This is a genomic window from Mesorhizobium sp. P2_B5, assembly GCF_056404775.1.
The window spans coordinates 1,063,011-1,084,005 of the sequence record NZ_JBFUDJ010000002.1 but is presented as its reverse complement, the minus strand read 5'-3'; the positions used below and the strand labels follow the sequence as shown (position 1 = coordinate 1,084,005).

The 20,995-nt window shown below is 63.4% G+C and carries 23 protein-coding genes; 12 read left to right on the top strand and 11 right to left on the bottom strand.

Translation table 11 applies throughout. The features are described from left to right. The first annotated feature begins 237 nt into the window (after window positions 1-237). Window positions 238-789 (top strand): winged helix-turn-helix transcriptional regulator, encoded by a 552-nt coding sequence (locus AC1D1N_RS11670; RefSeq protein ID WP_436262045.1) that lies wholly within the window; start codon window positions 238-240, stop codon window positions 787-789. Here AC1D1N_RS11670 and AC1D1N_RS11665 read toward each other — a convergent pair. Beyond that, window positions 705-1,145, bottom strand: a complete 441-nt coding sequence (locus AC1D1N_RS11665; RefSeq protein WP_436261011.1) for a hypothetical protein — start codon at window positions 1,143-1,145, stop codon at window positions 705-707. The genes AC1D1N_RS11670 and AC1D1N_RS11665 overlap by 85 nt on opposite strands. Here AC1D1N_RS11665 and AC1D1N_RS11660 point away from each other — a divergent pair. The 3 genes from AC1D1N_RS11660 (at window position 1,032) to AC1D1N_RS11650 (ending at window position 4,467) form a co-directional block, all read left to right on the top strand. Beyond that, entirely contained in the window at window positions 1,032-1,889 is an 858-nt protein-coding gene (locus AC1D1N_RS11660; RefSeq protein ID WP_477348878.1) for an HlyD family secretion protein, read from the top strand. The genes AC1D1N_RS11665 and AC1D1N_RS11660 overlap by 114 nt on opposite strands. A 7-nt stretch (window positions 1,890-1,896) precedes the next feature. After that, window positions 1,897-3,261, top strand: a complete 1,365-nt coding sequence (locus tag AC1D1N_RS11655; RefSeq protein ID WP_436261009.1) for a DHA2 family efflux MFS transporter permease subunit — start codon at window positions 1,897-1,899, stop codon at window positions 3,259-3,261. 327 nt (window positions 3,262-3,588) lie between these two features. Then, on the top strand, window positions 3,589-4,467 hold the full coding sequence (locus AC1D1N_RS11650) for a DMT family transporter (protein WP_436262044.1): 879 nt from the start codon (window positions 3,589-3,591) through the stop codon (window positions 4,465-4,467). 13 nt (window positions 4,468-4,480) lie between these two features. Here the strand turns inward: AC1D1N_RS11650 and AC1D1N_RS11645 are convergent, their stop codons facing one another. From AC1D1N_RS11645 to AC1D1N_RS11625, 5 genes are all read right to left on the bottom strand, one after another. Continuing rightward, window positions 4,481-5,791, bottom strand: coding sequence for a hemolysin family protein (locus AC1D1N_RS11645; RefSeq protein ID WP_436261008.1), 1,311 nt, complete (start codon window positions 5,789-5,791; stop codon window positions 4,481-4,483). Window positions 5,792-5,861: 70 nt separating this feature from the next. Continuing rightward, a complete protein-coding gene (locus AC1D1N_RS11640; protein WP_477348649.1) occupies window positions 5,862-6,569 on the bottom strand; it encodes an LssY C-terminal domain-containing protein in 708 nt (235 codons plus the stop codon). Between the two features lie 64 nt (window positions 6,570-6,633). After that, on the bottom strand, window positions 6,634-7,434 hold the full coding sequence (locus AC1D1N_RS11635) for an extensin-like domain-containing protein (RefSeq protein WP_436261006.1): 801 nt from the start codon (window positions 7,432-7,434) through the stop codon (window positions 6,634-6,636). A gap of 104 nt (window positions 7,435-7,538) precedes the next feature. Then, entirely contained in the window at window positions 7,539-8,708 is a 1,170-nt protein-coding gene (locus AC1D1N_RS11630) for an extensin-like domain-containing protein (RefSeq protein WP_477348647.1), read from the bottom strand. 76 nt (window positions 8,709-8,784) lie between these two features. Beyond that, window positions 8,785-9,210 carry a DUF3775 domain-containing protein gene (locus AC1D1N_RS11625; protein WP_112561002.1) on the bottom strand — a complete coding sequence of 142 codons (426 nt, stop codon included), beginning with the start codon at window positions 9,208-9,210 and terminating at the stop codon, window positions 8,785-8,787. A 217-nt stretch (window positions 9,211-9,427) separates the two neighbouring features. Here AC1D1N_RS11625 and AC1D1N_RS11620 point away from each other — a divergent pair, with 217 nt between their 5' ends. Then, entirely contained in the window at window positions 9,428-9,964 is a 537-nt protein-coding gene (locus tag AC1D1N_RS11620) for a tetratricopeptide repeat protein (RefSeq protein WP_436261003.1), read from the top strand. A gap of 287 nt (window positions 9,965-10,251) precedes the next feature. Further along, window positions 10,252-10,725, top strand: coding sequence for a transcription elongation factor GreA (gene greA, locus AC1D1N_RS11615; RefSeq protein WP_181058741.1), 474 nt, complete (start codon window positions 10,252-10,254; stop codon window positions 10,723-10,725). Window positions 10,726-10,749: 24 nt separating this feature from the next. Here greA and waaC read toward each other — a convergent pair whose 3' ends face one another. Genes waaC through rfaD form a run of 3 tightly spaced genes read right to left on the bottom strand, consistent with a single transcriptional unit; the run spans window position 10,750 to window position 13,651 of the window. Further along, window positions 10,750-11,724: a lipopolysaccharide heptosyltransferase I gene (gene waaC / locus AC1D1N_RS11610; RefSeq protein WP_436261002.1), complete on the bottom strand. Its 975-nt coding sequence runs from the start codon at window positions 11,722-11,724 to the stop codon at window positions 10,750-10,752. After that, the gene (gene waaF, locus AC1D1N_RS11605) at window positions 11,721-12,728 is read right to left on the bottom strand and encodes a lipopolysaccharide heptosyltransferase II (RefSeq protein ID WP_477348644.1); all 1,008 of its coding nucleotides are present in this window, start codon (window positions 12,726-12,728) and stop codon (window positions 11,721-11,723) included. Before waaF ends, waaC begins: the two co-directional genes overlap by 4 nt. Beyond that, window positions 12,701-13,651 (bottom strand): ADP-glyceromanno-heptose 6-epimerase, encoded by a 951-nt coding sequence (rfaD, locus tag AC1D1N_RS11600; protein ID WP_436261000.1) that lies wholly within the window; start codon window positions 13,649-13,651, stop codon window positions 12,701-12,703. The genes waaF and rfaD overlap by 28 nt, the downstream gene beginning before the upstream one ends. Before the next feature lie 132 nt (window positions 13,652-13,783). On the opposite strand from rfaD, the gene AC1D1N_RS11595 reads away from it, so the two are divergent. From AC1D1N_RS11595 to AC1D1N_RS11580, 4 genes are all read left to right on the top strand, one after another. Beyond that, window positions 13,784-14,416: a LysE family translocator gene (locus AC1D1N_RS11595; protein ID WP_436260999.1), complete on the top strand. Its 633-nt coding sequence runs from the start codon at window positions 13,784-13,786 to the stop codon at window positions 14,414-14,416. 123 nt (window positions 14,417-14,539) lie between these two features. Beyond that, window positions 14,540-16,033, top strand: a complete 1,494-nt coding sequence (gene rfaE1 / locus AC1D1N_RS11590) for a D-glycero-beta-D-manno-heptose-7-phosphate kinase (protein ID WP_477348643.1) — start codon at window positions 14,540-14,542, stop codon at window positions 16,031-16,033. A gap of 8 nt (window positions 16,034-16,041) precedes the next feature. After that, window positions 16,042-16,614: a D-sedoheptulose-7-phosphate isomerase gene (locus tag AC1D1N_RS11585; protein ID WP_436260997.1), complete on the top strand. Its 573-nt coding sequence runs from the start codon at window positions 16,042-16,044 to the stop codon at window positions 16,612-16,614. Continuing rightward, complete coding sequence (locus AC1D1N_RS11580) at window positions 16,607-17,251, top strand: D-glycero-alpha-D-manno-heptose-1,7-bisphosphate 7-phosphatase (RefSeq protein WP_436260996.1); 645 nt, start codon at window positions 16,607-16,609, stop codon at window positions 17,249-17,251. Before AC1D1N_RS11585 ends, AC1D1N_RS11580 begins: the two co-directional genes overlap by 8 nt. A 69-nt stretch (window positions 17,252-17,320) precedes the next feature. On the opposite strand, the gene AC1D1N_RS11575 is transcribed toward AC1D1N_RS11580, so the two are convergent. After that, window positions 17,321-17,797, bottom strand: coding sequence for an Lrp/AsnC family transcriptional regulator (locus tag AC1D1N_RS11575; protein ID WP_436260995.1), 477 nt, complete (start codon window positions 17,795-17,797; stop codon window positions 17,321-17,323). Window positions 17,798-18,053: 256 nt separating this feature from the next. On the opposite strand from AC1D1N_RS11575, the gene trxB reads away from it, so the two are divergent. Together trxB and AC1D1N_RS11565 are read left to right on the top strand one after the other, a co-directional pair. After that, the gene (trxB, locus tag AC1D1N_RS11570) at window positions 18,054-19,028 is read left to right on the top strand and encodes a thioredoxin-disulfide reductase (protein ID WP_112560992.1); all 975 of its coding nucleotides are present in this window, start codon (window positions 18,054-18,056) and stop codon (window positions 19,026-19,028) included. Between the two features lie 80 nt (window positions 19,029-19,108). Continuing rightward, the gene (locus AC1D1N_RS11565) at window positions 19,109-20,005 is read left to right on the top strand and encodes a LysR family transcriptional regulator (protein WP_181058731.1); all 897 of its coding nucleotides are present in this window, start codon (window positions 19,109-19,111) and stop codon (window positions 20,003-20,005) included. 19 nt (window positions 20,006-20,024) lie between these two features. Here the strand turns inward: AC1D1N_RS11565 and AC1D1N_RS11560 are convergent, their stop codons facing one another. Further along, complete coding sequence (locus AC1D1N_RS11560) at window positions 20,025-20,522, bottom strand: methyltransferase family protein (RefSeq protein WP_477348641.1); 498 nt, start codon at window positions 20,520-20,522, stop codon at window positions 20,025-20,027. Window positions 20,523-20,995: the final 473 nt, after the last annotated feature.

Sequence of the window (20,995 nt, the reverse complement as noted above, 5' to 3'; positions counted from 1 at the left end):
GCTGCGTTTCCCAATCTCTCAGTGGATCAATCATGGGTGAGGCAGGCGGCTTTCGGAGTCCGTACTTCGCCATGCAAGCGAGCATCTGACAAAGCCCTTCTGACGCCACGTCGCCGGCATTGCTTGCCGACCTTGAGCCGCCACGCGCTCGTGTCCCTGCTCGATCACGTCCGAGTGAATTGCATAATGCAACTCACACCGCTATCTGTAACTTTCATTATGAAAGAGACCGCTGTCATGGTTGCAAAGACAAGCTTCGAAAACCGCCCATGCCCCATCGCGCGCAGCCTCGATGCTGTTGGTGAGTGGTGGAGCATCCTGCTGCTAAGGGACGCGTTCCAGGGCCTGACGCGCTTCGACCAGTTTCAAAAGAGCCTGGACATTGCGCCCAACATTCTGACGCGGCGGCTGAACAGCCTTGTCGAGCGCGGCCTGTTCGAAAAGCGCGTCTACTGCGAACGGCCGCTTCGCCATGAATATGTGCTGACCGCCAAGGCGCGCGATTTTCGCCCGGTTCTCCTCTCCCTGCTCGCCTGGGGCAACAAGCATCTGGCCCCCGAAGGCCCGAGCCTGGTTATGGTGGACAGGGCGGATGGACGCTGGGCCGAGCCGGTTCTGGTCGACCGCCAAACCGGCAGTGAACTCGACAGCGAGGGCTTCATCCTGGCGACGGGACCGACCGCCACCGACCGTATGCGGCAGCGCTATCGCTTCAGCAGCGCGGGCTCAGGCCTTCCGCTTATAGAGAATACGGTGATTGAGCACAGGTCGGATGAGGCGCGCCAATGAACAAGGTTCTTTCCGCCGCCGAGCTGCAGCCGGCGCAGCCCCCGGTCGTGCAAATCCCCGCACCCCCCAAAAAGCGCCGCAAGCCGTGGCTGACGCTGGCAGCCGTGATCGTCGTCGGTGCCGCCGGATGGTATGGCGTCGAGTGGTAGCAGGGCGGCCGCTTCCTCGTCTCGACCGACGATGCCTATGTCGGCGGCAACGTCACGCCGCTGGCGCCGCGGGTCGCCGGCCACATCGATCAGATCCTCGTCGAGGACAACCAGCACGTCGCCGCCGGACAGCTCATCATCCGCATCGACGACCGGCCGTTCAAGGCCGCGCTGGAGCATGCTCAGGCGTCCGTCCAGCAGCAGCAATCGGCCCTCGACAATCTGCGCGCCCAGATATCGTTGCAGAATTCGGTGATCGAGCAGGCCGAGGCCGATCTCGAAGCCAAGAGCGCTGCCGCGACTTTCACCGCCCAGGATGCCAAGCGCTATGAAGTGCTGGCCAGCACCCGGGCCGGAACGCAGCAGGATGCGCAGAGAAGCCTCGCCGCCGACGGTCAGGCCAAGGCTACCGTTGCCGCCTCGCGCGCCGGGCTTGCCGCCGCCAGACAGCAGCTCGACGTGCTCAACACCCAGATCGCGGAAGCGACCGCAGCTGTCGCGGCGGCCAAGGCCGACGTCGATACGGCCGAGCTCGATCTCGGCTTCACTGAGATACGCTCACCCCTCGACGGCGTCGTCGGCAACAGGCTTGCGCAGGTCGGCACCTATGTCTCGCCGGGCAGCTATCTCCTGACCATCGTTCCGACCTCCGGCCTTTGGGTCGACGCCAATTTCAAGGAAGACCAGCTGCGCGACATGACCGACGGCCAGGCTGCGACGGTCTACACCGACATTGCGCCCGATGCGCCGCTCAAAGGCCACGTCACCAGCCTGGGCCCGGCGACCGGGGCGATCTTCAGCGTGATCCCGCCGCAGAACGCGACCGGCAATTTCACCAAGATCGTCCAGCGCGTTCCGGTCCGGATCACGATCGACCCGGACCAGGCGCAGAAAGTCGCGCTGCGGCCGGGTCTGTCGACAACGGTCACCGTCGATACCGCGTCACGCTGAGGACGCCATGCCGGAGCGCCAGGAATCCTTCATCACCAGCATCCTGCCGTTCATGGTGATGTGCGTGGGGATGTTCATCGCGCTGCTCGACATCCAGATCGTGGCGTCCTCGCTGCAGGACATCGGTGGTGGTCTGTCGGCGGCACAGGACCAGATCGGCTGGGTGCAGACCTCTTACCTCGTGGCGGAAATCATCGTCATCCCGCTGTCGGGCTGGCTGACCCGCGTGTTCTCGACACGCTGGCTTTTCACCTTCTCGGCAGCCGGCTTCACGCTGGCCAGCATGCTGTGCGGCTTCGCCTGGAGCATCGAAAGCATGATCGTGTTCCGCGCACTGCAGGGGCTGCTCGGCGCGTCGATGATCCCGACCGTGTTCACCTCGTCGTTCCACTATTTCCAGGGGCCGAGGCGGGTCTATGCGGCGGCGGTGGTCGGCAGCATCGCGTCGATCGCGCCAACGCTCGGCCCCGTGATCGGCGGCTGGATCACCGACACGCTGAGCTGGCATTGGCTGTTTTATGTCAACGTCATTCCCGGCACCATCATCACCATCCTCGTCGCGCTGCTGGTCAAGATCGACAAGGCCGATCCGTCGCTGCTGAAGGGCGCTGACTATATCGGCATGGTGCTGATGGCGGTCAGCCTCGGCACGGCCGAATATGTGCTGGAGGAGGGCACGCGCTGGAACTGGTTCGACGACGCAACGATCCGCAACGGCGCCATCATTGCCAGCGTTACCCTGGTTCTGTTCGTCATCCGCAGCCTGACCTATGCGCAGCCGGTGGTCTACTTTCGCGCCTTCGGCAACCGCAACTTTGCCATCGGCTGCTTCCTCTCCTTCGTCACCGGCATCGGCATCTTTGCCACGATCTATCTGACGCCGCTGTTCCTCGGCTATGTCCGCGGCTACGACGCCTTCCAGACCGGGGTGGCGGTGTTTTCCACCGGCGTCGCCTCGATGGTCGGCGTGCCCGTCTACATCTTCCTCGCCAAGCGCTTCGACACGCGCTGGCTGATGATGTTCGGGCTGGCATCTTTCGGCGCCTCGATGTGGAGCTTCAGCGCCATCACCAGCCAGTGGGGCGCCGCGCAACTGCTTCTGCCGCAAATCTTTCGTGGGTTTCCGCAGGTCTTCGCCGTGGCGCCAAGCGTCAATCTCGGCCTCGGCAGCCTGCCGCCGGAGCGGCTGAAGTATGCCAGCGGCTTGTTCAATACGATGCGCAATCTGGGCGGCGCGGTGGGCATCGCCATTTGTGGCGCGATCCTGAACGACCGCACCAACTTCCATTTTCTGACCATCGCCTCGCATCTGACGCCGCAAAACGAGGCGGCGATGCGGCTCCTCGACAATGTCGGGCAGCGCTATGGGTAGCTGCCGGGTGCTGTCGACGATGGTCATGCCGCGGCGCTGAAGGAGCTCTGGCAACTTGCCTATCGCGAGGCCTCCACCATGGCCTATGCCGATGCGTTCCTGGTCATCATGGTTGCCTTCGTCATCGCCACCGCGCTGGTTCCCTTCCTGCGCAACGTCACGCCGAAGGCGCCGCCGCCGGACGCGCACTGAGGCAAACTTGCCTTGGACCGGCATATGGACAGGGCTGCCATCTGGCCCTGCCGTTTTGCCCTGATATATCGGCCGCGATCCATCACATGAGCGGTCCCCGTGAAATCACCCAGCCTGACAGGCGTCGTTTCCCCTATGATCCCGGTGCTGGTCTGCGCGCTTGCGATCTTCCTTCTGTCGGCCATGGATGCGGCGATGAAGATCTTGGTCATCGCCGTCGGCGTCTACAACACGGTGCTGTGGCGCAGCATGCTCGCGACCGTGGTCGCGGGCACGGCCTGGGCGGCGGGGCCGCGCTCGCTTCCCACGCCCTCCGTGCTCAGACTGCACGCGCTACGCGCCATCGTCGTCGGTATCGTCCTGCTGTCGTTCTTCTGGGGGCTTGCCAGGCTGCCGCTGGCGGATGGGATCGGGCTTAGTTTCGTCGCGCCGCTGTTTGCTCTTCTGCTGGCCGCGCTGCTCTTGGGCGAACGCATACAGCGGCAGGCGATCTGGGCGTCGCTGGCGGGCATTGCCGGTGTCGTCATCATCATGGCCGGACAGTTCGGGCAAGGGAACTATACCGGGGATGCTCTGCTTGGCACGGTGGCTGTGCTCGCATCGACGGTGTTCTACGCCTACAATCTGATCCTCTCGCGGCGGCAGGCGCTGGTGGCCAAACCAGTCGAGATCATGCTGTTCCAGAACCTGTGCGTTGCCGCTGTCCTTCTCCCCGCCGCGCCCTGGCTGGCGGTTTCCCTGCCGGGCAATCTCTGGCTTCCCTTGGCCGGCGTGACGGCACTGTCGCTCTCCGGCCAATACCTGATGAGCTGGTCCTATGCGCGCGCCGAAGCGCAATATCTGATCCCGACGGAGTACTCGGCCTTCATCTGGGCGATCGTGTTTGGCTGGCTGTTCTTCGACGAGGCGGCGACCTGGACCACGCTGGCTGGCGCCGCCCTGATCGTTGCCAGTTGCCTGATCGCCTCGCGTTCCAATCCCAGACTTGCCGAACCGATCGAAGCTGCGGTCTGAAGCGGCGCTGTTGTCAGCGCACCACTTCGCGATGGCCGCTGGGCAGGCGGGTGGCGATCAGTTTGTCGATGCGGCGGCCGTCAAGGTCGACGACCTCGAAGCGCCAACCTTGCGCGTCGACGCATTCGCCGGTCGCCGGCAGATGGTGCATGTGCGACAGCACATAGCCGGCGACGGTCTCGTAGTCGCGGTTCTCCGGCAGGTCGATGCCGAGAACTTCGGCCATCTCGTCGGCCTGCATGTAGCCGGCGAGCAGCCATGAGCCATCCTCGCGCTTGACGGCGTTTTCCTCCTCGCCGGCATCGAGGTCGGCGCGGAACACGCCGGTGATGGCTTCGAGAATGTCGGCGGGGGTGACGATGCCTTCGAAATGGCCGTATTCGTCATGCACCAGGGCCATCGGCACGTCGGAATCCTTCAGCTTCTGCAGCACGTCCAGCGCGTCGGCCTGGTCATAGACGATGGGGGCGGCGCGCACGTGCTTGCGTGGGTCGAGCGGGCGGCCGGCAAGGATCGCCGCCAGCACGTCGCGGGTCTGGACGACGCCGACCATGACATCGACGCCGCCATCGCCCGCCGGCAGGCGCGAATGCTGAGTGTCCATCAACAGCTTGCGGATGGCGCTCTCATCGGCCTGCAGATTGATCCAGTCGACCTCGGTGCGCGGCGTCATCACCGCGCGCACGGCGCGGTCGCCGAGCCGCATGACGCCGGCAATCATGCGCCGCTCGTCGGATTCGATGGTGCCGTGATGCTCGGCCTCGGCGACCAGCATCTTGATCTCCTCGTCGGTGACCTTCTCGTCGCTTTCGCCGCGCTGGCCGAGCAGCCACAATATGGCGCGGCCGGAAATGTCGAGCAGGAAGACGAGCGGCGCCGAGACAGTGGCAAGGATGGTCATCGCCGGAGCGGCGCGGGCAGCAACGCGTTCCGGATCGCGCAATGCGATCTGCTTGGGCACCAGTTCGCCGACAATCAGCGAGAAATAGGTGATGATGGCGACGACGATGCCTACGCCGAGCGGGTCGGCGACGCTCTCGCGGATGCCGGTCGAGGCCAGGAAGACCGACAGCCTGTCACCCAGCGTGGCGCCGGAGAAGGCGCCCGACAACACCCCTACCAAGGTGATGCCGATCTGCACGGACGACAGGAATTTGCCGGGGTTGGAGCCGAGCGCCAGCGCGCGCCCGGCGCCATTGACGCCGCGGTCGATCATCGCCTTGAGCCGTGCCGGGCGCGACGAAACGATGGCGAGCTCCGACATCGACAGAAGGCCGTTCACACAGATGAGGACGACCACGGTAGCGATTTCGACGTATAGCATCAGGGGTCAATAGCATTGCCGCAGGCCGCTGGAAAATAGTCCGCGTTGATTTTTGAAAAATGACAGTGGTTCAGGGAAGTTGCCTGAGCACGCCGACGATGGCCTTGCCGTCGGTGAAATAGGGATCGCCGCCGCCATTGCGTCCGGCTTTGGTGGCGCCGATGCCGGGGATATCGCTCACCGAGATCACCATGCCGGCCGCACTCAGGTCGTGGATCACGAGATCGCGCTCAGCGTCGATGTCGGGGCCGATATGGTGGGTAATGGCGCCGGTGTCGTGGCTCAGCCCAACGCCACGATCGAAGCTGGCCGAGCCCAGCCAGAGCGGGCGGCCATCGTCGCCGGTCGCATCGGTGCGCCAGAAGCGGACATGATGACGCCGGTCGGCGCTGTCGCCGACCGGTTTTTCAAAGGCGAGGTCCTGGGCGCGGCCTTCGAACAGCAGCCGGCTGACCGGGGCGTCGGGATAGGGATGGTCGAACAGCACGCTTTCCCCGATTTCGATCGCTGTCTTCAGCGTCACGCCGTCTGCCGTGTCCCAACCGGCCACGGCGAAGGCATGCACAAGCTCCTTTTCGCTGCCGACAAGGCCGACATTGATCGGGTCGCCAGGAATGCCTTGCGGCGTGTGCGTCACCATCTCGAAGGTCTGCTTGCGAAAGCCGCGATCCCTGAATGTCCAGAATTCAGGTGCGGCGACATAGGCGAGCGCCAGCCAGGCGGCCACGAAAGCCGCAAGCCAGATCGTTGCGCGTCGTCTGAGGCTTCTCTGTCCCACCTGTCGCCGCCTGCCTGCGAGGCGTCACTTTATGCGGCGTGACGGGGCTTTGGCAAAGAGCCGGCTAGCGGCAGGCGCGGTAGCCGCTCTTGCGGTTCTTGATGTCGAAATGGAAATGGTTGCGGTGGTCGTAATTGTAGCCGGGACCGAGCACGGTGGTGAAATACTGGCAGCCGTCGGCGCGCACATTGTTGAGGAAGCCACGGGTGCGGAAAGCGAACAGGCCGGGCTTGCGCACGTCGATGTCGTCGCCATTGTTGAGCTCGATGCTCATGACGTCGAGCGCGTTGCCCTTGCCGTGCTCGGACAAAACACCTTCGCCAGCGATGTTGCGGCAGGAATAGCTCGAGCCCTGGTGGATGGTCTTGACGCCGGAGAAATAGCGCCAGCGGGCGGAGGGAACGAGTTCGTTCTTCGTCCAGGCGGCGAAGCTGGCGGCCATGTCGCAGGTCAATGTCGCCGCCGGTTTCATCTGGATGCCGCCAATGGCCGAAACCTTGACCGGATAGTCGATGCCGCACTGTCCCTCATGGATCGGCTGGACATCGGTGTAGACGACGCCGAGTCGCCGCAATTCTCCACGGCAGTCGGTTTCGCTGGCCGGCATCTGCTCGGGCTCCGACATCGGCTCGTCCATGCGCGGATAGGCGGCGGTCATGTAGGGATTGGACGGGACGAGCTTCTGCATGCCTTCATACTGCGGTACGGCAGCAGTCTGGGCGCCGACATCGACGGCCGGCTGCAGCGACAGCACGCTGCCGGTGTTGCAGGCAGAAACGGCGGCCAGCGCAAGGCCGGCGGCCACCATCGCTGCGCGTTTCGATTGGCGCGCGACCATCGCGGCGGCGCGAAATATTCCGGCCATGGGCGGAATCCCTGTCCCTGATCGGTGGGATTTTAACGATCAAGGGTAAAGGAAAACTCAGCGGCCGCATTCACGCCTGCGGCTGAAATGCGGCAGGCGGACGATCATTGGCAGAAGGTGCCGCCGTGCCGACGCGGTTCGAGATCGAGATGGAAATGCAGGGCGTGATCAGAGTCCGCGCCCGGTCCGAGCACGGTCTTGAACGGTCCGCAGGCAGCCTTGCGCACCGCGTTGAGGAATTTGCCGTCCTTCTCGGGCGGCGTTGGACCGACTTCGATCTTCCGGCCGTCAGACAAGGTGAAGCTGGCGATATCGAAGGCGTTGCCGAATGCGTGTTCCGACAGTTTGCGTGTGCCATTGCGCGGCCGGCAGACGAAGGCCGATGCCTGGTTGATCGATTTCAGGTCGGCGCCGAATTCAGCCTTTGCCGTGGGCTGGATGACATTGGCGGCAAAGCGGGCGGCCGCTTCGGCCATCGGGCAGTTGAGCTCGGTCGCGGGGCCGATGGCGATGGATTTCCCGAGCGTCTTCAGCACGATGGGATAGGGGATCGAGCAGCCGATATCGGGATTACTTTCCGCCTTGTGCTCTTCGAATTCGACGCCAAGCGCCGTCAGCCGCTCGCGACAGGCAACTTCCTCCGCCGGCATTTTTGCATCGGGCAAATCGCCCGAGCGAGGGTCGGGGAGCATCTTCTTGTCGTCGGCATCCGCGGGTTTTTCAGACGGTTGCGGGGCGACGACCGGCGGCTCTACCTCCGGCTTTGTGACGTCGGGCCTTTGTGTCGGAACGGGCACCACTGCCGGCGGCTCAGGCCTACTCTCGGTATTGGCTGACGGCTCCGAGCCTGACGGCTCTGGGGCTGACGGTTCGGGCCGCGCCTGTTTCTTATATCGGGATTTTTCTTCATTGAACCGATCGTCATCGGACCGGTTGGGTGCACCACTGGTCTTTTGCTCTTCGGTCTTTGCGGCGTCGGTCTTCTGCGCTTCCTCGGGGCGCGCCTTGGGCACCGGAATGTCGTCAGCTGAGGGCTGCGGATCCGGCGTTTTCGGTTCCGCCTGGTTCGGCACGATATGCCGCTTGCCGCGTGATTTCGGGCGATGCTTGCTGCGCGCCTTTGACGGCTGGTCGGCCCGTTGTGTCAGCAGTTGCTCAACCCAGGACGGCTTGTGAGGCCGTCTGTGCTTCGCGTCGGCAGGCGTCGTGAGCAATCCGGCCACCACCATGGCCAGCGCCAACCCGCACATTCTGGAAAAGACAAGCGCCGCCATCGGTCCTAAACGGCGTGGGCTTGCGGAGGTTGCCGGGAAAAGCGCATGCGCCCGATCACGATCGGTTACCCCGGCGTTACGCGCCGATCGCCTCCAGCCCTTCTTCCAGCCAGTCGGCCAGAAGCGGCATGCCGAGCAGATATTTTGCCGTGCGCTTGTTGGCGCGCTCGCGCGCGGCGGCAACCGCATCGGACCATTCCGCTGCGTCATAGTCGCCGCGGCCGACCCAGGCCAGCGCGATCAATTCGGCCGCCTCGTCGACATTGAGGTCGTTGATCAGTTCGCGCAGCTCTTCCTCGGTGAGGTTTTCCGAGCTCTCCTCCGCAAGCCCGTCATGGTGGTGATTGTCGTGCGTGTCGCCGTCGAACTCGACCTCATGCTCGGCGCCGTCGGTATAGTCTTCGTTGACGGCAGCGCTCAGACCCTTTGCCTTGAGAATGAACAGCCGCACGGTGTCCGGGCCGATCGATAGCTCCCATTCCCGTTCACGGCGCTGTTGCACTCTCTCGCACTCCGCTGGTCATTTCCCGGATGATAGCGGATTTGCAGCGCGCGTCACGTCCGTTCGGCCGGCTTGGCTCACCGCCGGCGGGATTCCGACTTGCCCGCCTGTCTTTTGAAGTGGTTTTGGCAAATAGTTTTCGCGGCGCGGCTTTTCCGGGATGAAATGGCGTCCGCCTGGCGTTAGCATTTCATCATTATCCCTCAAGGAGGCTTCGATGCGCAGACGTTTGCTGATTCAAGTTCTAGCTGTTGTCGCTCTGCCGCTGTTTGCGGCGCCAGCATTTACCGCCGGCGAGGGCGGCGGAGGCGGTGACGGCGGGAGCACGAAATGCAAGAAGGGCGAGGTCTGGGACAAGAAGCTCAAGAAGTGCGTCGCGCCGAAATACGGCATGCTCGACGACAACAATATCTATGAGGCCGGCCACGATCTGGCGATGGCCGGCCGCTATGATGAGGCGATCGCCGTGCTCAGCCTGGCCGCCAACAAGCAGGATCCGCGCATCCTCAACTATCTCGGCTATTCGCACCGCCATTCCGGCCGCGTCACGGTCGGGCTCGGCTATTACGAGGAAGCGCTGCGCATCAATCCCGATTACACGCTGGTGCGCGAATATCTCGGCGAGGCGCATCTGCAGATCGGCGACCTGGCTGGCGCCCAGGAGCAGCTGGCCGAGATCGAGAAGCGCACCGGCAAAGGCTCGCGCGAATACGGCATGCTGGCCGAACAGATCTACCATTTCATGAGAAGCTGACCCCACCCCAATGGCTTCTCTGGGCCGGTTGCGAGCAATCGCAGCCGGCTTTTTGTTGTCTTAGCCGCAACACAACGCGCATTCCGCCACGGCAACTGCACAATCGGCTCATGATTTTTCAAAAGCCCGCTTTTTCAGCGTGAAAAGCGCGCGAAGATCGCTATATTAGGGGAAATTGCGGTGAAACGGTTCCGTTAGCCCGAGGCTGCCGGACCCGTTTTCTTTTTGTACCCATCGACAAGGCTTTCCCCGAAACGCGGGGGTGGCGGCAGGAAAGGTTAGGCATCATGAACAAGGTCCCGATGACAGGCGAGGGGTTCGCGTCATTGAAGGAAGAACTGCGTTGGCGCCAGCAGGAAGAGCGGCCGCGCATCATCGAGGCGATCTCCGAAGCGCGCTCGCATGGCGACCTGTCCGAAAATGCCGAATATCATGCCGCCAAGGAGTCGCAGAGCCTCAATGAGGGCCGCGTCAACGAGCTCGAAGATTATATCGCGCGGGCCGAAGTGATCGACGTTACCAAGCTCAGCGGCGACAAGGTCAAGTTCGGCGCCACGGTGGTGCTGGTCGACGAGGACACCGAGGAAAAGAAGACCTACCAGATCGTTGGCGACCAGGAAGCGGACGTGAAATCTGGCCGCATCTCGATCTCGTCGCCGATCGCGCGCGCGCTCATCGGCAAGGAAGTCGGCGACGCCATCGAGGTCAATGCGCCCGGCGGTGCCAGGGGCTACGAGATCGTCCAGGTGCAGTTCATCTAGGACCTCAGATAATTCCGAAAGGTTCTAAGCCGGCGCTCTGGATTTGAGCGCCAGTTGCTTTTCAGCTTCCGCCACAACCTCAGCCGGCGTCAAGCGCTCCCCTGATGCGGCCAGCAGCGTTGAGGCATATTGCCCGCGCGGGCCGGTTAACCCCGGCTCCGTCGCCAGGAATACCGCGACAGTTGGCAGGCCGAAGGCACTGGCGAGGTGGGTCAGGCCGGTGTCGGCGCCGATGACCAGCGTCGAACGGCCGAGGATCGCGGCGATGTCGGATAGCGGCGATTTCGGCACCACGATTGTTGCCGGCACCGCTTGCGCGATCGCCTCGGCCACGGCCTTCTCGCGCTCGTTCGACCAGGTGGTGACCGGCGTCATCCTCCGCCCAACCAGCAGGCGAGCGGCTCCGATCCAGTCTTCGGCCGGCCATTTCTTGTCCTCGCGGCTGGTGCCGTGCAGCAGGAAGGCCGTTTTGCCATCGATGCCGGCCAGGCCGCCCGGAGGCGGCACAATCCCCGATGCCAGCGCCGATAAATCCGGCTCGTAACCAAGCGCCAGCCCGAACAGCCGGCGCGTGCGTTCAATGGCGTGCAGGTCGCGCGGCACGGCGTATTTGCGCTTGTAAAACAACGTTGCCGAGGGTTCCCGCGCGCTTGCTTGGTCGAAACCGGCAACCGGCGCGGCGGCCTGGATGGCGACAAAGGCCGACTTCAACAACCCTTGCGCATCGATGACCAGATCGTACTGGGCCGCGTGCAGTTCCCGGCGCAGGCCGGCCATCTCGCGCCATGTACCGCTATCGAAAAGCTGCTTGCGCCAGCGCCGGATCGCCACCTTGTGGATGGTTGCGATCGCCGGATGCAGCGCGACGATGCCGGCAAAGGCCTCCTCGACACACCAATCAAAGGAAATGTCAGGGCGGTTGCGGCGCGCATCCTCGACGGCGGGGAAGGTGTGGATGACGTCGCCCATCGACGATGTCTTGACGATCAGCACCTTCATGCGGCGGCCGGGATTTCCAGCAAACGATCCGCCGCCGCTGCCACGCGGGCGACGTCGAGCGTCTTCAGGCAGTTGAGATGGCCGAGCGGGCAGGTCTTCTGGTGGCAGGGCGAGCAGGACAGATGCAGCCAGATCAGCTCGCGCTGTTTAGCCAGCGGCGGCGTGTTTTCAGGCGAGGTCGAACCGTAGACGGCGACGACCGGCGTGCCGACGGCAGCCGCGACATGCATCAGCCCGCTGTCATTGGACACCGCCAGTCGTGCCGCCGCGATCAGGTCGATGGCGTCCTCCAGCCGTGTCTTGCCGGCGAGATCGACGACGCCGGGTGCCAGTGCTGAAATCTCGGCGGTGACATCGCGATCATTCTTCGAGCCGAACAGCGCGACCCGAAAACCTTTTGCCATCATCTCGCGGGCGAGGCCGGCATAGCTTTCGCTCGGCCAGCGTTTGGCCGGGCCGAATTCGGCGCCGGGCATCATGGCGACGAATTTTCCCGGCTGCAGCTCGAAGCGGGCCAGAAGCTCTTTCTGGTTGCCGGTATCGACGGTGAGGTGCGGCGGCTGGAAATGTCCGCCTTGGGCAAGGCCGAAATAGGCCTGCGCGGTGCGCCGCTTGACGCTGTCGGGCAGCGGAACGATGTCGGTCAGCAGGCCATAGCGCATTTCGCGCAAATTGCCGAAGCGACGTGGAATGCGGGCAAAGAACGGGATCAGCGCCGATTTCCAGCTCCCCGGCAGGACATACGCCATGTCGTAGCGGCCGCGCAGCAGGCGGCCGAAGCGGCGGCGAATGGTGAATTCGAGCGCGCCGGGTTTCAGCGGAAAATCAATCTGCTGGCGCAGTTCGGGCATGCGCTTGACCAAGGGGGCTGCCCAGGCCGGAGCCAGCACGTCGATGGCGGCGTTGGGATGGAGTTCCTTCAGCGCCGAAAACAGGCACTGCGCCATGACCATGTCGCCCACCCAGCGTGGGCCGATCACGAGGATCGTTGGGCTTTCAGCCATTCGACATAGTCTCTGACGCCGGTTTCCACACTGCGGAATTGCCCGTTATAGCCGGCTGCGCGCAAGCGGGACATATCAGCCTGGGTAAAACTCTGGTAGCTGCCCTTGAGATGGTCGGGGAATTCGATGAACTCGATCTCGCCTTTGCCCAGCGTGTCGATGACGGTTTCAGCGATGGCGCGGAACGGCTGGGCGCGGCCGGTGCCGCAGTTGAAGATGCCGCTTGAGCCCCGCTTCCACAGCCACAGATTGACGTCGGCGACATCGCCGACATGAATGAAGTCGCGGCTCTGTTCGCCAGGGCCAAAACCGTCATAGGCGCCGAACAGCTTCGGGTTTTCGCCGCGCCCGACCTGGTTGAACAGATGGAAGGCGACTGAGGCCATGGCGCCCTTGTGCGCCTCGCGCGGCCCGTAGACGTTGAAATAGCGCAGGCCGGTGACCTGCGAATGGTCGGTATCGAAGACGGTCCGCCTGACATAATCGTCGAACAGTTTTTTCGAATAGGCATAGACATTGAGCGGCCGCTCCAGCGCCGGATCCTCGCGAAACTCCGAACCGCCGCCATAGACCGAGGCCGAGGAGGCGTAGAGGAAGGGGACCCGCAGCGACAGGCAGGCATGCAGCAGCCGCTTCGAATAGGCGTAGTTCACATCCATCATGTACTTGCCGTTCCACTCGGTGGTGGTCGAGCAGGCGCCCTGATGGAACACAGCCTCGATGCGGCCGAGGTCGCCGGCTTCCAGGCGCGGCAGGAATTCGTCCTTGTCGAGATAGTCGGCGATCTTGAGATCGGCCAGATTGGCGATCTTGTGGCCATCGGTGAGGTCATCGACGACGATTATGTCGTCATGGCCTTCGGCGTTGAGTGCGGCGACTATGTTGGAGCCGATCATGCCGGCGCCGCCCGTGACGATGATCATGAAGGCCTCTGGTTGCTTGCGATTCCGGTCCTTATAAGGGAGGCCAGCCGGGCTGTCGATGAAGCAGGCGGCTGCGCCATTGGGCTGCAAGGCTCCCCGCCTCAGTCGAAGCCCACATAGTGAGGGACAAAAATGCCGTCGACCGAACTGCTCATTGCGTTTTTCGTCACCACGGCGATCTTCGCCTACATCCCGGGTCCAGCCATGCTTTACGCGGCCGCGCAGACCATGGCGCGCGGGCGCTGGTCGGGGCTGACGGCGGCACTCGGCATCCATCTTGGCGGCTATTTCCATGTCTTTGCCGCGGCCGCCGGCCTGTCGGTGCTGTTCCACGCCGTGCCGCCGCTCTACATGGCGGTTAAGCTGATCGGCGCGCTCTACCTGATCTGGCTTGGTGTCTCGCTGTTTCGCAAGCGCGGGGAGGGCGATGCGGCATTGCCGGCCATCGAGCGGAAATCGGCGCGACGGGCCTTTTTCGAGAGCATCACCGTCGAGGTGCTCAATCCGAAGACGGCGATCTTCTTCATGGCGTTCCTGCCGCAGTTCATCGATGCCTCGGCGGCTTTGCCAGTCTGGCTGCAGTTCGTCGTTTTGGGCACCATCGTCAATCTGATGTTTTCTTCCGCCGATATCGTCTGCGTGTTTTTGGCCGGTGCGGTCATCGTCCGGCTCAAGCGCTCCAGCCGGGCGCAGCGGATGATGCAGCGGGCGGGCGGGGCGGTGCTGGTTGGACTGGGCGTCCACGTTGCGTTGCAGAAGAGCTGACGGCTGCCTGACGTTGCGCTGCGTGGATTTGCGGTATATCGGCTTCGCCATGAACGATCCGGCCCGTAAATTGACAATTTTCAGCGTGATTGAGATCGGCCTTTCCCTCGCATTGCCAGTGACATGATCAAGCACGATCCGCCTTCGCCCGAACCTTTGCACCGCGCCATTGCCCGCTTTGGCGACGTCGCCGTGCTGGTGGTCGGTGACTTCATCCTCGACCGTTTCGTCAATGGCGTCATCGAGCGGATATCGCCGGAAGCGCCGATTCCGGTGCTGCACGGGCGCGGCGAGACCTCGACGATGGGCGGCGCCGGCAATGTCGTCGCCAACATCGTTTCGCTGGGTGCAGCCGCTATACCGGTCTCGGTGATCGGCACCGATGTGGCCGGCGACAATCTCATGCGCATGCTGCGCGAACTCGGCGCCGATACGGCGGGCCTGGCGCAGGAGCGCGGCCGCATGACGTCGTCGAAGAGCCGCTTCAGCGCGCTCAACCAGCAGGTGTTGCGCTTCGACGAGGAAGAGATCAAGCCGCTCGACGTGGCCGAGCGGGCAGGCCTGATCCAGCATTTCCGGGAAGCACTCTCTCGCGCCGACATCGTCATCCTGTCCGATTACGGCAAGGGCATCCTGCTCGACGGCGTGGCCGCCGAACTGATCGCCATCTGCCGCGAGGCCGAGAAGCCGGTGCTGGTCGACCCCAAGGGGCGCGATTATGCGCGCTATGCCGGCGCGACCGCCATCACCCCCAACCGCAAGGAGCTTGGTGAAGCGGTCGGTCATCCGGTTTTCGCCGATGACGAGATTGTGGCTGCGGCTCGCGAATTGATTACGGCGCACGGCTTCGACTTTGTCGTCGCCACCCGCAGCGAAAAGGGCATGAGCGTCGTCGGCGCAGATGAGGCGCGCCACATCGCCACCCAGGCGCGCGAAGTGTTCGACGTTTCGGGCGCCGGCGACACGGTGATCGCCAGCTTCGCGCTGGCCCTGGCCGCGGGCGCCGATCGCGTCATGGCCGCCTCCATCGCCAATGCTGCCGGTGGCGTGGTGGTCGGCAAGCGCGGCACGGCGCGGCTCACCGTCGAGGAGCTAACCGGCGCGCTGTTTCGCTCGCATGGCCCGACCGCGCACAAGGACGCCATCCTCGATGCCGCATCGGCCGCTCGCATGGTGGCGACGTGGAAGGATGAGGGTTTGACCGTCGGCTTCACCAATGGCTGTTTCGACATCCTCCATGCAGGCCATGTCAGCCTGCTACACGCGGCGCGCAGCCAGTGCGATCGGTTGGTGCTCGGGCTCAACAGCGACGCCTCGGTGCGCCGGCTGAAAGGGCCGGGGCGCCCGGTCAACGACCAGCATGACCGCGCCTGTGTGCTCGCCGCTTTGGCTTCCGTCGACGCCGTCGTCGTGTTCGAGGAGGACACGCCGCTGGCGCTGATCGAGGCGCTGCTGCCCGACATTCTGGTCAAGGGCGCCGACTACACCGTCGAAACCGTGGTCGGCGCCGATGTGGTGCAGAAGGCGGGCGGCCGTGTCGTGCTGGTCGATCTCGTCGCCGGCAAGAGCACCACCGGCACGATCGGCAAATTGCGCGCCGGTGGCGCCACCAACTGAGGGATTTCATGTCCGGACTGAACGATTACCTTGTCCGCTCGGCGGCTGCGATCAACGCGATGGTCGAGCGCGACCTGACCGGCGAGATGGAGCGGGCGGCAGTGGCTATCGTCACCGCGCTTTCGTCCGGTAAGGCTTTGCTGATCGCTGGCAATGGCGGTTCGGCCAGCGACGCCATCCACATTGCCGGCGAACTGGTCGGCCGCTTCCTTAGGGAGCGCAAGGCCTACAATGTCATCGCGCTGCCAGCCAATGCCGCCGTGCTGACTGCATGGGGCAATGACTACGGCTTCGACACGGTGTTTTCGCGTCAGGTCGAGGCGCATGGCGCCGCCGGCGGCGTGCTTCTGGCGATCTCGACCAGCGGCAATTCGCCGAGCATCCTTGCGGCCGCCGAGCAGGCACGGATGATGGACATGACGGTGATCAGTCTTACCGGCGACACCGGCGGCAAGCTGAAGCCGCTCACCGACATCCTGCTCAACGTGCCCTCGACCTCGACGCCGATCATCCAGCAGGGGCATCTGTGCCTCTACCATTATCTCTGCGAAGTGGTCGAAGCGCGTCTCAGCGATGGCTGACACCGGCGCCTCCGGCCCATACCCGCTGGCTGAGCCCGGCCTGTGGGTCGAGCGGGTCGGTTCACGGGTGTTCCCGGCCAACACGCCGGCGCTGTTCCTCGACCGCGACGGCACCATCAATGTCGATACCGGTTATCCCGACGATCCAGCCAAAATGGCGCTGCGCGACGGCATCGTGCCGGTCATCGCGGCAGCTAACCGGGGCAACATCCCGGTCGTGATCGTCAGCAACCAGTCCGGCATTGCACGGGGCTATTTCGGCTGGAAGGAATTTGCCGCCGTCAACGGCCGGGTTCTAGAACTGCTTGCCGATGGCAATGCCGTGGTCGATATGGTTCTGGCCTGCGCCTATCACGAGGCGGGCAGCGGGCCACTGGCGGTCGCCGACCACCCGATGCGCAAGCCCAATCCGGGCATGCTGTTCGAGGCGCAGAAACGTCTTCACCTCGATCTTGGGCACTCGCTGATCGTCGGCGACAAGCGGGCGGACATGGAAGCCGGCCGGCGAGCCGGCCTACCGCGCGGCTGGCTGGTCGACGGCGTGGAAAGCAAGCAACCGGGATTTGAGGTTCTGCCGCTGCGCAAGTGCAATGATCGGGACGGACTGCTGACGGCGATCGAAGCGCTCTCGGCTTGATCTGCAAAATCGATTCAGGTTCCGGCCTTATCCAGTTGTTTTATAACGATTTTAAGGAAGTTTTTTGGCTTAGGTCGAAAACGCCACCAGCCCTTCATCCTTGACGCGGCGGATGGTGAGTGCGGTGCGCACCGTGTCGACATTGGGCGCCGAGGCCAGCTGTTCGATGACGAAGGTCTGGAAGGTGCCGAGGTCACTCGCCACGCAATGCAGCAGAAAATCGGATTCGCCCGATACCATCCAGGCGTCGCGCACGATCGGCCAGCCGCGCGTACGCTCGGCGAAGGTTTTGAGCTCCGCATCGGCCTGGTGATGCAGGCCGATCAGGCAGAAGGCGACGACGTCCATGCCGAGCGCCGGCGCGTTGAGCAAGGCGCGATAGCCCCTGATGATGCCGGTTTCCTCCAGCCGCCGGACACGGCGCAGGCAGGGCGGGGCGGAAATGCCGACGCGGCTCGACAGTTCGACATTGGTCATGCGCCCGTCGCCCTGAAGCTCACGCAAAATCTTCCAGTCGATGGCGTCGAGGTCGGCTTTCAGGGGCATGGCTGTCTCAGCTTAAGCGCAAGAATCTTTCGCGATCTCGTCATTAAACGACTTTTGTGTCGATGCCAGCCCTTGGTCAGGCGATTTTAGGGCGGTAACGAAAGCGGCGATTGCGCGAATATGCCTATGGGCCGAAGCTTTCCGGGGACGACGGCCCGTTCGTCTTGCTGGCGTGGTTGGCAACCCTTACATTACCAGCGACATTTCACGTCTTTTTCCAAGGCACACTCGATTGTCTGCCCCGCAGAGGCTTTAGATGACCACCAAACATGCGCCTGTCCTTATCATCGGTTCCGGCCCGGCCGGCTATACCGCCGCGGTCTATGCCGCGCGCGCCATGCTGAAGCCGATGCTCGTCGCCGGCCTGCAGCAGGGCGGCCAGTTGATGATCACCACCGATGTCGAAAACTATCCGGGCTTCGCCGATCCGATCCAGGGTCCGTGGCTGATGGAGCAGATGCTGAAGCAGGCCGAGCATGTCGGCACCGACATCATCAACGACATCATCACCGAGGTCGATCTCAACGTGCGGCCGTTCCGCGCCAAGGGCGATTCCGGCACCACCTACACGGCGGACGCGCTGATCATCGCCACCGGCGCGCAGGCGAAGTGGCTGGGCATTCCGACCGAGCAGACCTTCATGGGCTTCGGCGTGTCGGCCTGCGCCACCTGCGACGGCTTTTTCTACCGCGGCAAGGATGTCGCGGTGATCGGCGGCGGCAATTCGGCGGTGGAGGAGGCGCTCTATCTCTCCAATCTGGCGAAGAGCGTGACCGTCATTCATCGGCGCAATGATTTCCGCGCCGAGCGCATCCTGCGTGAGCGGCTGTTGAAGAAGGACAATGTCCGCGTCATCTGGGACACGATCGTCGACGAGATCACCGGCCGGCCCGGCAAGACGCCGCTGCCACCTTCGGTCGAAGGGCTGAAGCTCAAGAATGCGGTGACGGGCGAGATCAGCCATCTCAAGGTCGACGGTGTGTTCGTGGCGATCGGCCATGCGCCGGCGGTGGAGCTGTTTGTCGGCAAGCTGAAGCAGAAGCCGAATGGCTATCTGTGGACGGCGCCAGATTCGACCCGCACCGACGTGCCCGGCGTGTTTGCCGCCGGCGACGTGACCGACGACATCTACCGTCAGGCGGTGACCGCCGCCGGGCTCGGCTGCATGGCCGCGCTCGAGGCGGAAAAGTACCTGGCCGGCATCGAGGTGCTCCGCGAAGCGGCGGAATAAAATCTATCAAGACGGCAGAGCAAGCCGTTCAAAAGCCTGATTTTTCATTCAGACGCCAAAAACAGAACGAGGGGAACTCAATGGCGTTGGACTGGGACAAGCTTCGCGTGTTTCACGCTGCGGCGGAGGCTGGGTCGTTCACCCATGCCGCCGAGACATTGCATCTGTCGCAATCGGCGATTTCGCGCCAGGTCAGCGCGCTCGAACATGATGTCGGGGTGCCGCTGTTCAACCGCCATGCGCGCGGCCTGGTGCTGACTGAGCAGGGCGAGATGCTGTTCCGCACAGCGCATGACGTGCTGATGAAGCTGGAGACCATCAAGTCGCGGCTGACCGAAGCCAAGGACCGGCCGTCCGGCGTGCTCAGGGTGACGACCACTGTCGGGCTTGGCGCCGGCTGGCTGACCGAGCGGGTGCAGGAATTCATCGAGCTCTATCCGGAAATCAGCCTGCAGCTGATCCTGGCCAATGAGGAACTCGACCTCACCATGCGACAGGCCGATTGCGCGATCCGGCTGCGCCAGCCGCAGCAGCCCGATCTGATCCAGCGCCGCCTGTTCACCGTGCATTTCCACCTCTATGCCTCGCCGGCCTATGTCGGCAAACACGGCAAGCCGACCTCGGTCGCCGATCTGAAGAACCACCGCATCGTCACCTTCGGCGTGCCGGTGCCGTCGCATCTGTCGGAACTGAACTGGCTGGAAACGATCGGCGATTTCGAAGGCGGGCAGAGGGTGCCGACGCTGCAGATCAACGACATATTGTCGATCAAGCGCGCCGTGCAGGGCGGCGCCGGCATCGCCATGCTGCCAGACTATGTGATCTCCAAGGAGTCGGATCTGGTGCAGCTTTTGCCAGAGACCGAGGTGCCGTCCTTCGACACCTATTTCGCCTATCCCGACGCGATGAAGAACCAGGCCAAGCTGCACGTGTTCCGCGATTTCATCATCGCGAAAGCGCGTAGCTGGTCGTTTTGATCCCCACGATGCTCTGTAGCTATTCCCGCCACGGCGTCAGCCGCGGCAACCAGCCGGGGACGTTGCGGCGGTAGGTCTCGTATTCGGCGCCATAGCGGCGGGCCAGCGTCGGCTCTTCGTAGAGCTTCACGAAGGAGCCCATGACGATCGCGCCGATGACGGCATAGGCGACGACGGTCCAGCTTGAAAACAGCAGCGCCTGGCCGAGGATGATCGACAGCACGGCGACATACATCGGGTTGCGGACATGGCGGTAGACGCCGCCGATCACCAGTCGCTCGGTGGGCGCGACAGGCGCCGGCGTGCCGAGGCCTTCAAGCGCAAAGCGGGCGAAGGAATGAACGAGCAGGGCGATGGCCGCGACGATCAGAAGCCAGCCGAGGGGAACGAAACCGGGCACAGTCGACAGCGGCAGATGGTAGTGGTCCGTCAGCACCCAGGGCACCACACCGGCGACGACGCAAGGCGCTGCGATGAAGAAGACCGCGCTGCCGGCGATCGCCTGGGGTGTCCGCATTTCAGGTCTCCCTTGCTGACGCCTGGCCTTCCGATTCTGGCCGCTGCCGCAAAAATAAACGCGCTCTGCCTGATTCTATGTCATTTGGTGTTTTTGCGCTTTGGCGCAAAAATCGGGTCCGGTTACGGTTCTGTGGCAGCTATGGGCCGGTCGCGCAGGCTATTTGAGGTCTTTTTCTGGTCCTACCGTGCTCAAAAATGGGTTAGACCACAGCCTGCGCCTTTTTGCATGCGTGTGTTGCAAAATAGATGCTTGTTTCTTGGGCATGATGAGCACATATATAGACCATCTCCTGGGCGCGTTCTCCTCCCATTAGCGCCCTCGAGTGTTCCCCTCTGGAGGTTAGCCTTAACAGGCACTTCCAATCAAACTCAGCCGGATCTTCGTTGATCCGGCTTTTTTGTTTTCAGGCCTGCCGCAACCGGCGAAAAACCGACCGGAATTGCCGCGTAACAGTGACATGTAACCTCAGG

Excerpts from the sequence above, each read along its gene's own strand:
- trxB (WP_112560992.1), top strand. The coding sequence starts at position 18,054 with ATGACCACCAAACATGCGCCTGTCCTTATCATCGGTTCCGGCCCGGCC.
- AC1D1N_RS11565 (WP_181058731.1), top strand. The coding sequence starts at position 19,109 with ATGGCGTTGGACTGGGACAAGCTTCGCGTGTTTCACGCTGCGGCGGAG.
- rfaD (WP_436261000.1), bottom strand. The coding sequence starts at position 13,651 with ATGATCATCGTCACGGGCGGCGCCGGCATGATCGGCTCCAACATAGTC.
- AC1D1N_RS11585 (WP_436260997.1), top strand. The coding sequence starts at position 16,042 with ATGTCCGGACTGAACGATTACCTTGTCCGCTCGGCGGCTGCGATCAAC.
- AC1D1N_RS11580 (WP_436260996.1), top strand. The coding sequence starts at position 16,607 with ATGGCTGACACCGGCGCCTCCGGCCCATACCCGCTGGCTGAGCCCGGC.
- AC1D1N_RS11595 (WP_436260999.1), top strand. The coding sequence starts at position 13,784 with ATGCCGTCGACCGAACTGCTCATTGCGTTTTTCGTCACCACGGCGATC.
- AC1D1N_RS11650 (WP_436262044.1), top strand. The coding sequence starts at position 3,589 with ATGATCCCGGTGCTGGTCTGCGCGCTTGCGATCTTCCTTCTGTCGGCC.
- AC1D1N_RS11670 (WP_436262045.1), top strand. The coding sequence starts at position 238 with ATGGTTGCAAAGACAAGCTTCGAAAACCGCCCATGCCCCATCGCGCGC.
- AC1D1N_RS11630 (WP_477348647.1), bottom strand. The coding sequence starts at position 8,708 with ATGGCGGCGCTTGTCTTTTCCAGAATGTGCGGGTTGGCGCTGGCCATG.
- waaC (WP_436261002.1), bottom strand. The coding sequence starts at position 11,724 with ATGAAGGTGCTGATCGTCAAGACATCGTCGATGGGCGACGTCATCCAC.
- AC1D1N_RS11655 (WP_436261009.1), top strand. The coding sequence starts at position 1,897 with ATGCCGGAGCGCCAGGAATCCTTCATCACCAGCATCCTGCCGTTCATG.
- AC1D1N_RS11575 (WP_436260995.1), bottom strand. The coding sequence starts at position 17,797 with ATGCCCCTGAAAGCCGACCTCGACGCCATCGACTGGAAGATTTTGCGT.
- rfaE1 (WP_477348643.1), top strand. The coding sequence starts at position 14,540 with ATGATCAAGCACGATCCGCCTTCGCCCGAACCTTTGCACCGCGCCATT.
- AC1D1N_RS11645 (WP_436261008.1), bottom strand. The coding sequence starts at position 5,791 with ATGCTATACGTCGAAATCGCTACCGTGGTCGTCCTCATCTGTGTGAAC.
- AC1D1N_RS11635 (WP_436261006.1), bottom strand. The coding sequence starts at position 7,434 with ATGGCCGGAATATTTCGCGCCGCCGCGATGGTCGCGCGCCAATCGAAA.
- AC1D1N_RS11620 (WP_436261003.1), top strand. The coding sequence starts at position 9,428 with ATGCGCAGACGTTTGCTGATTCAAGTTCTAGCTGTTGTCGCTCTGCCG.
- greA (WP_181058741.1), top strand. The coding sequence starts at position 10,252 with ATGAACAAGGTCCCGATGACAGGCGAGGGGTTCGCGTCATTGAAGGAA.
- waaF (WP_477348644.1), bottom strand. The coding sequence starts at position 12,728 with ATGGCTGAAAGCCCAACGATCCTCGTGATCGGCCCACGCTGGGTGGGC.
- AC1D1N_RS11560 (WP_477348641.1), bottom strand. The coding sequence starts at position 20,522 with ATGCGGACACCCCAGGCGATCGCCGGCAGCGCGGTCTTCTTCATCGCA.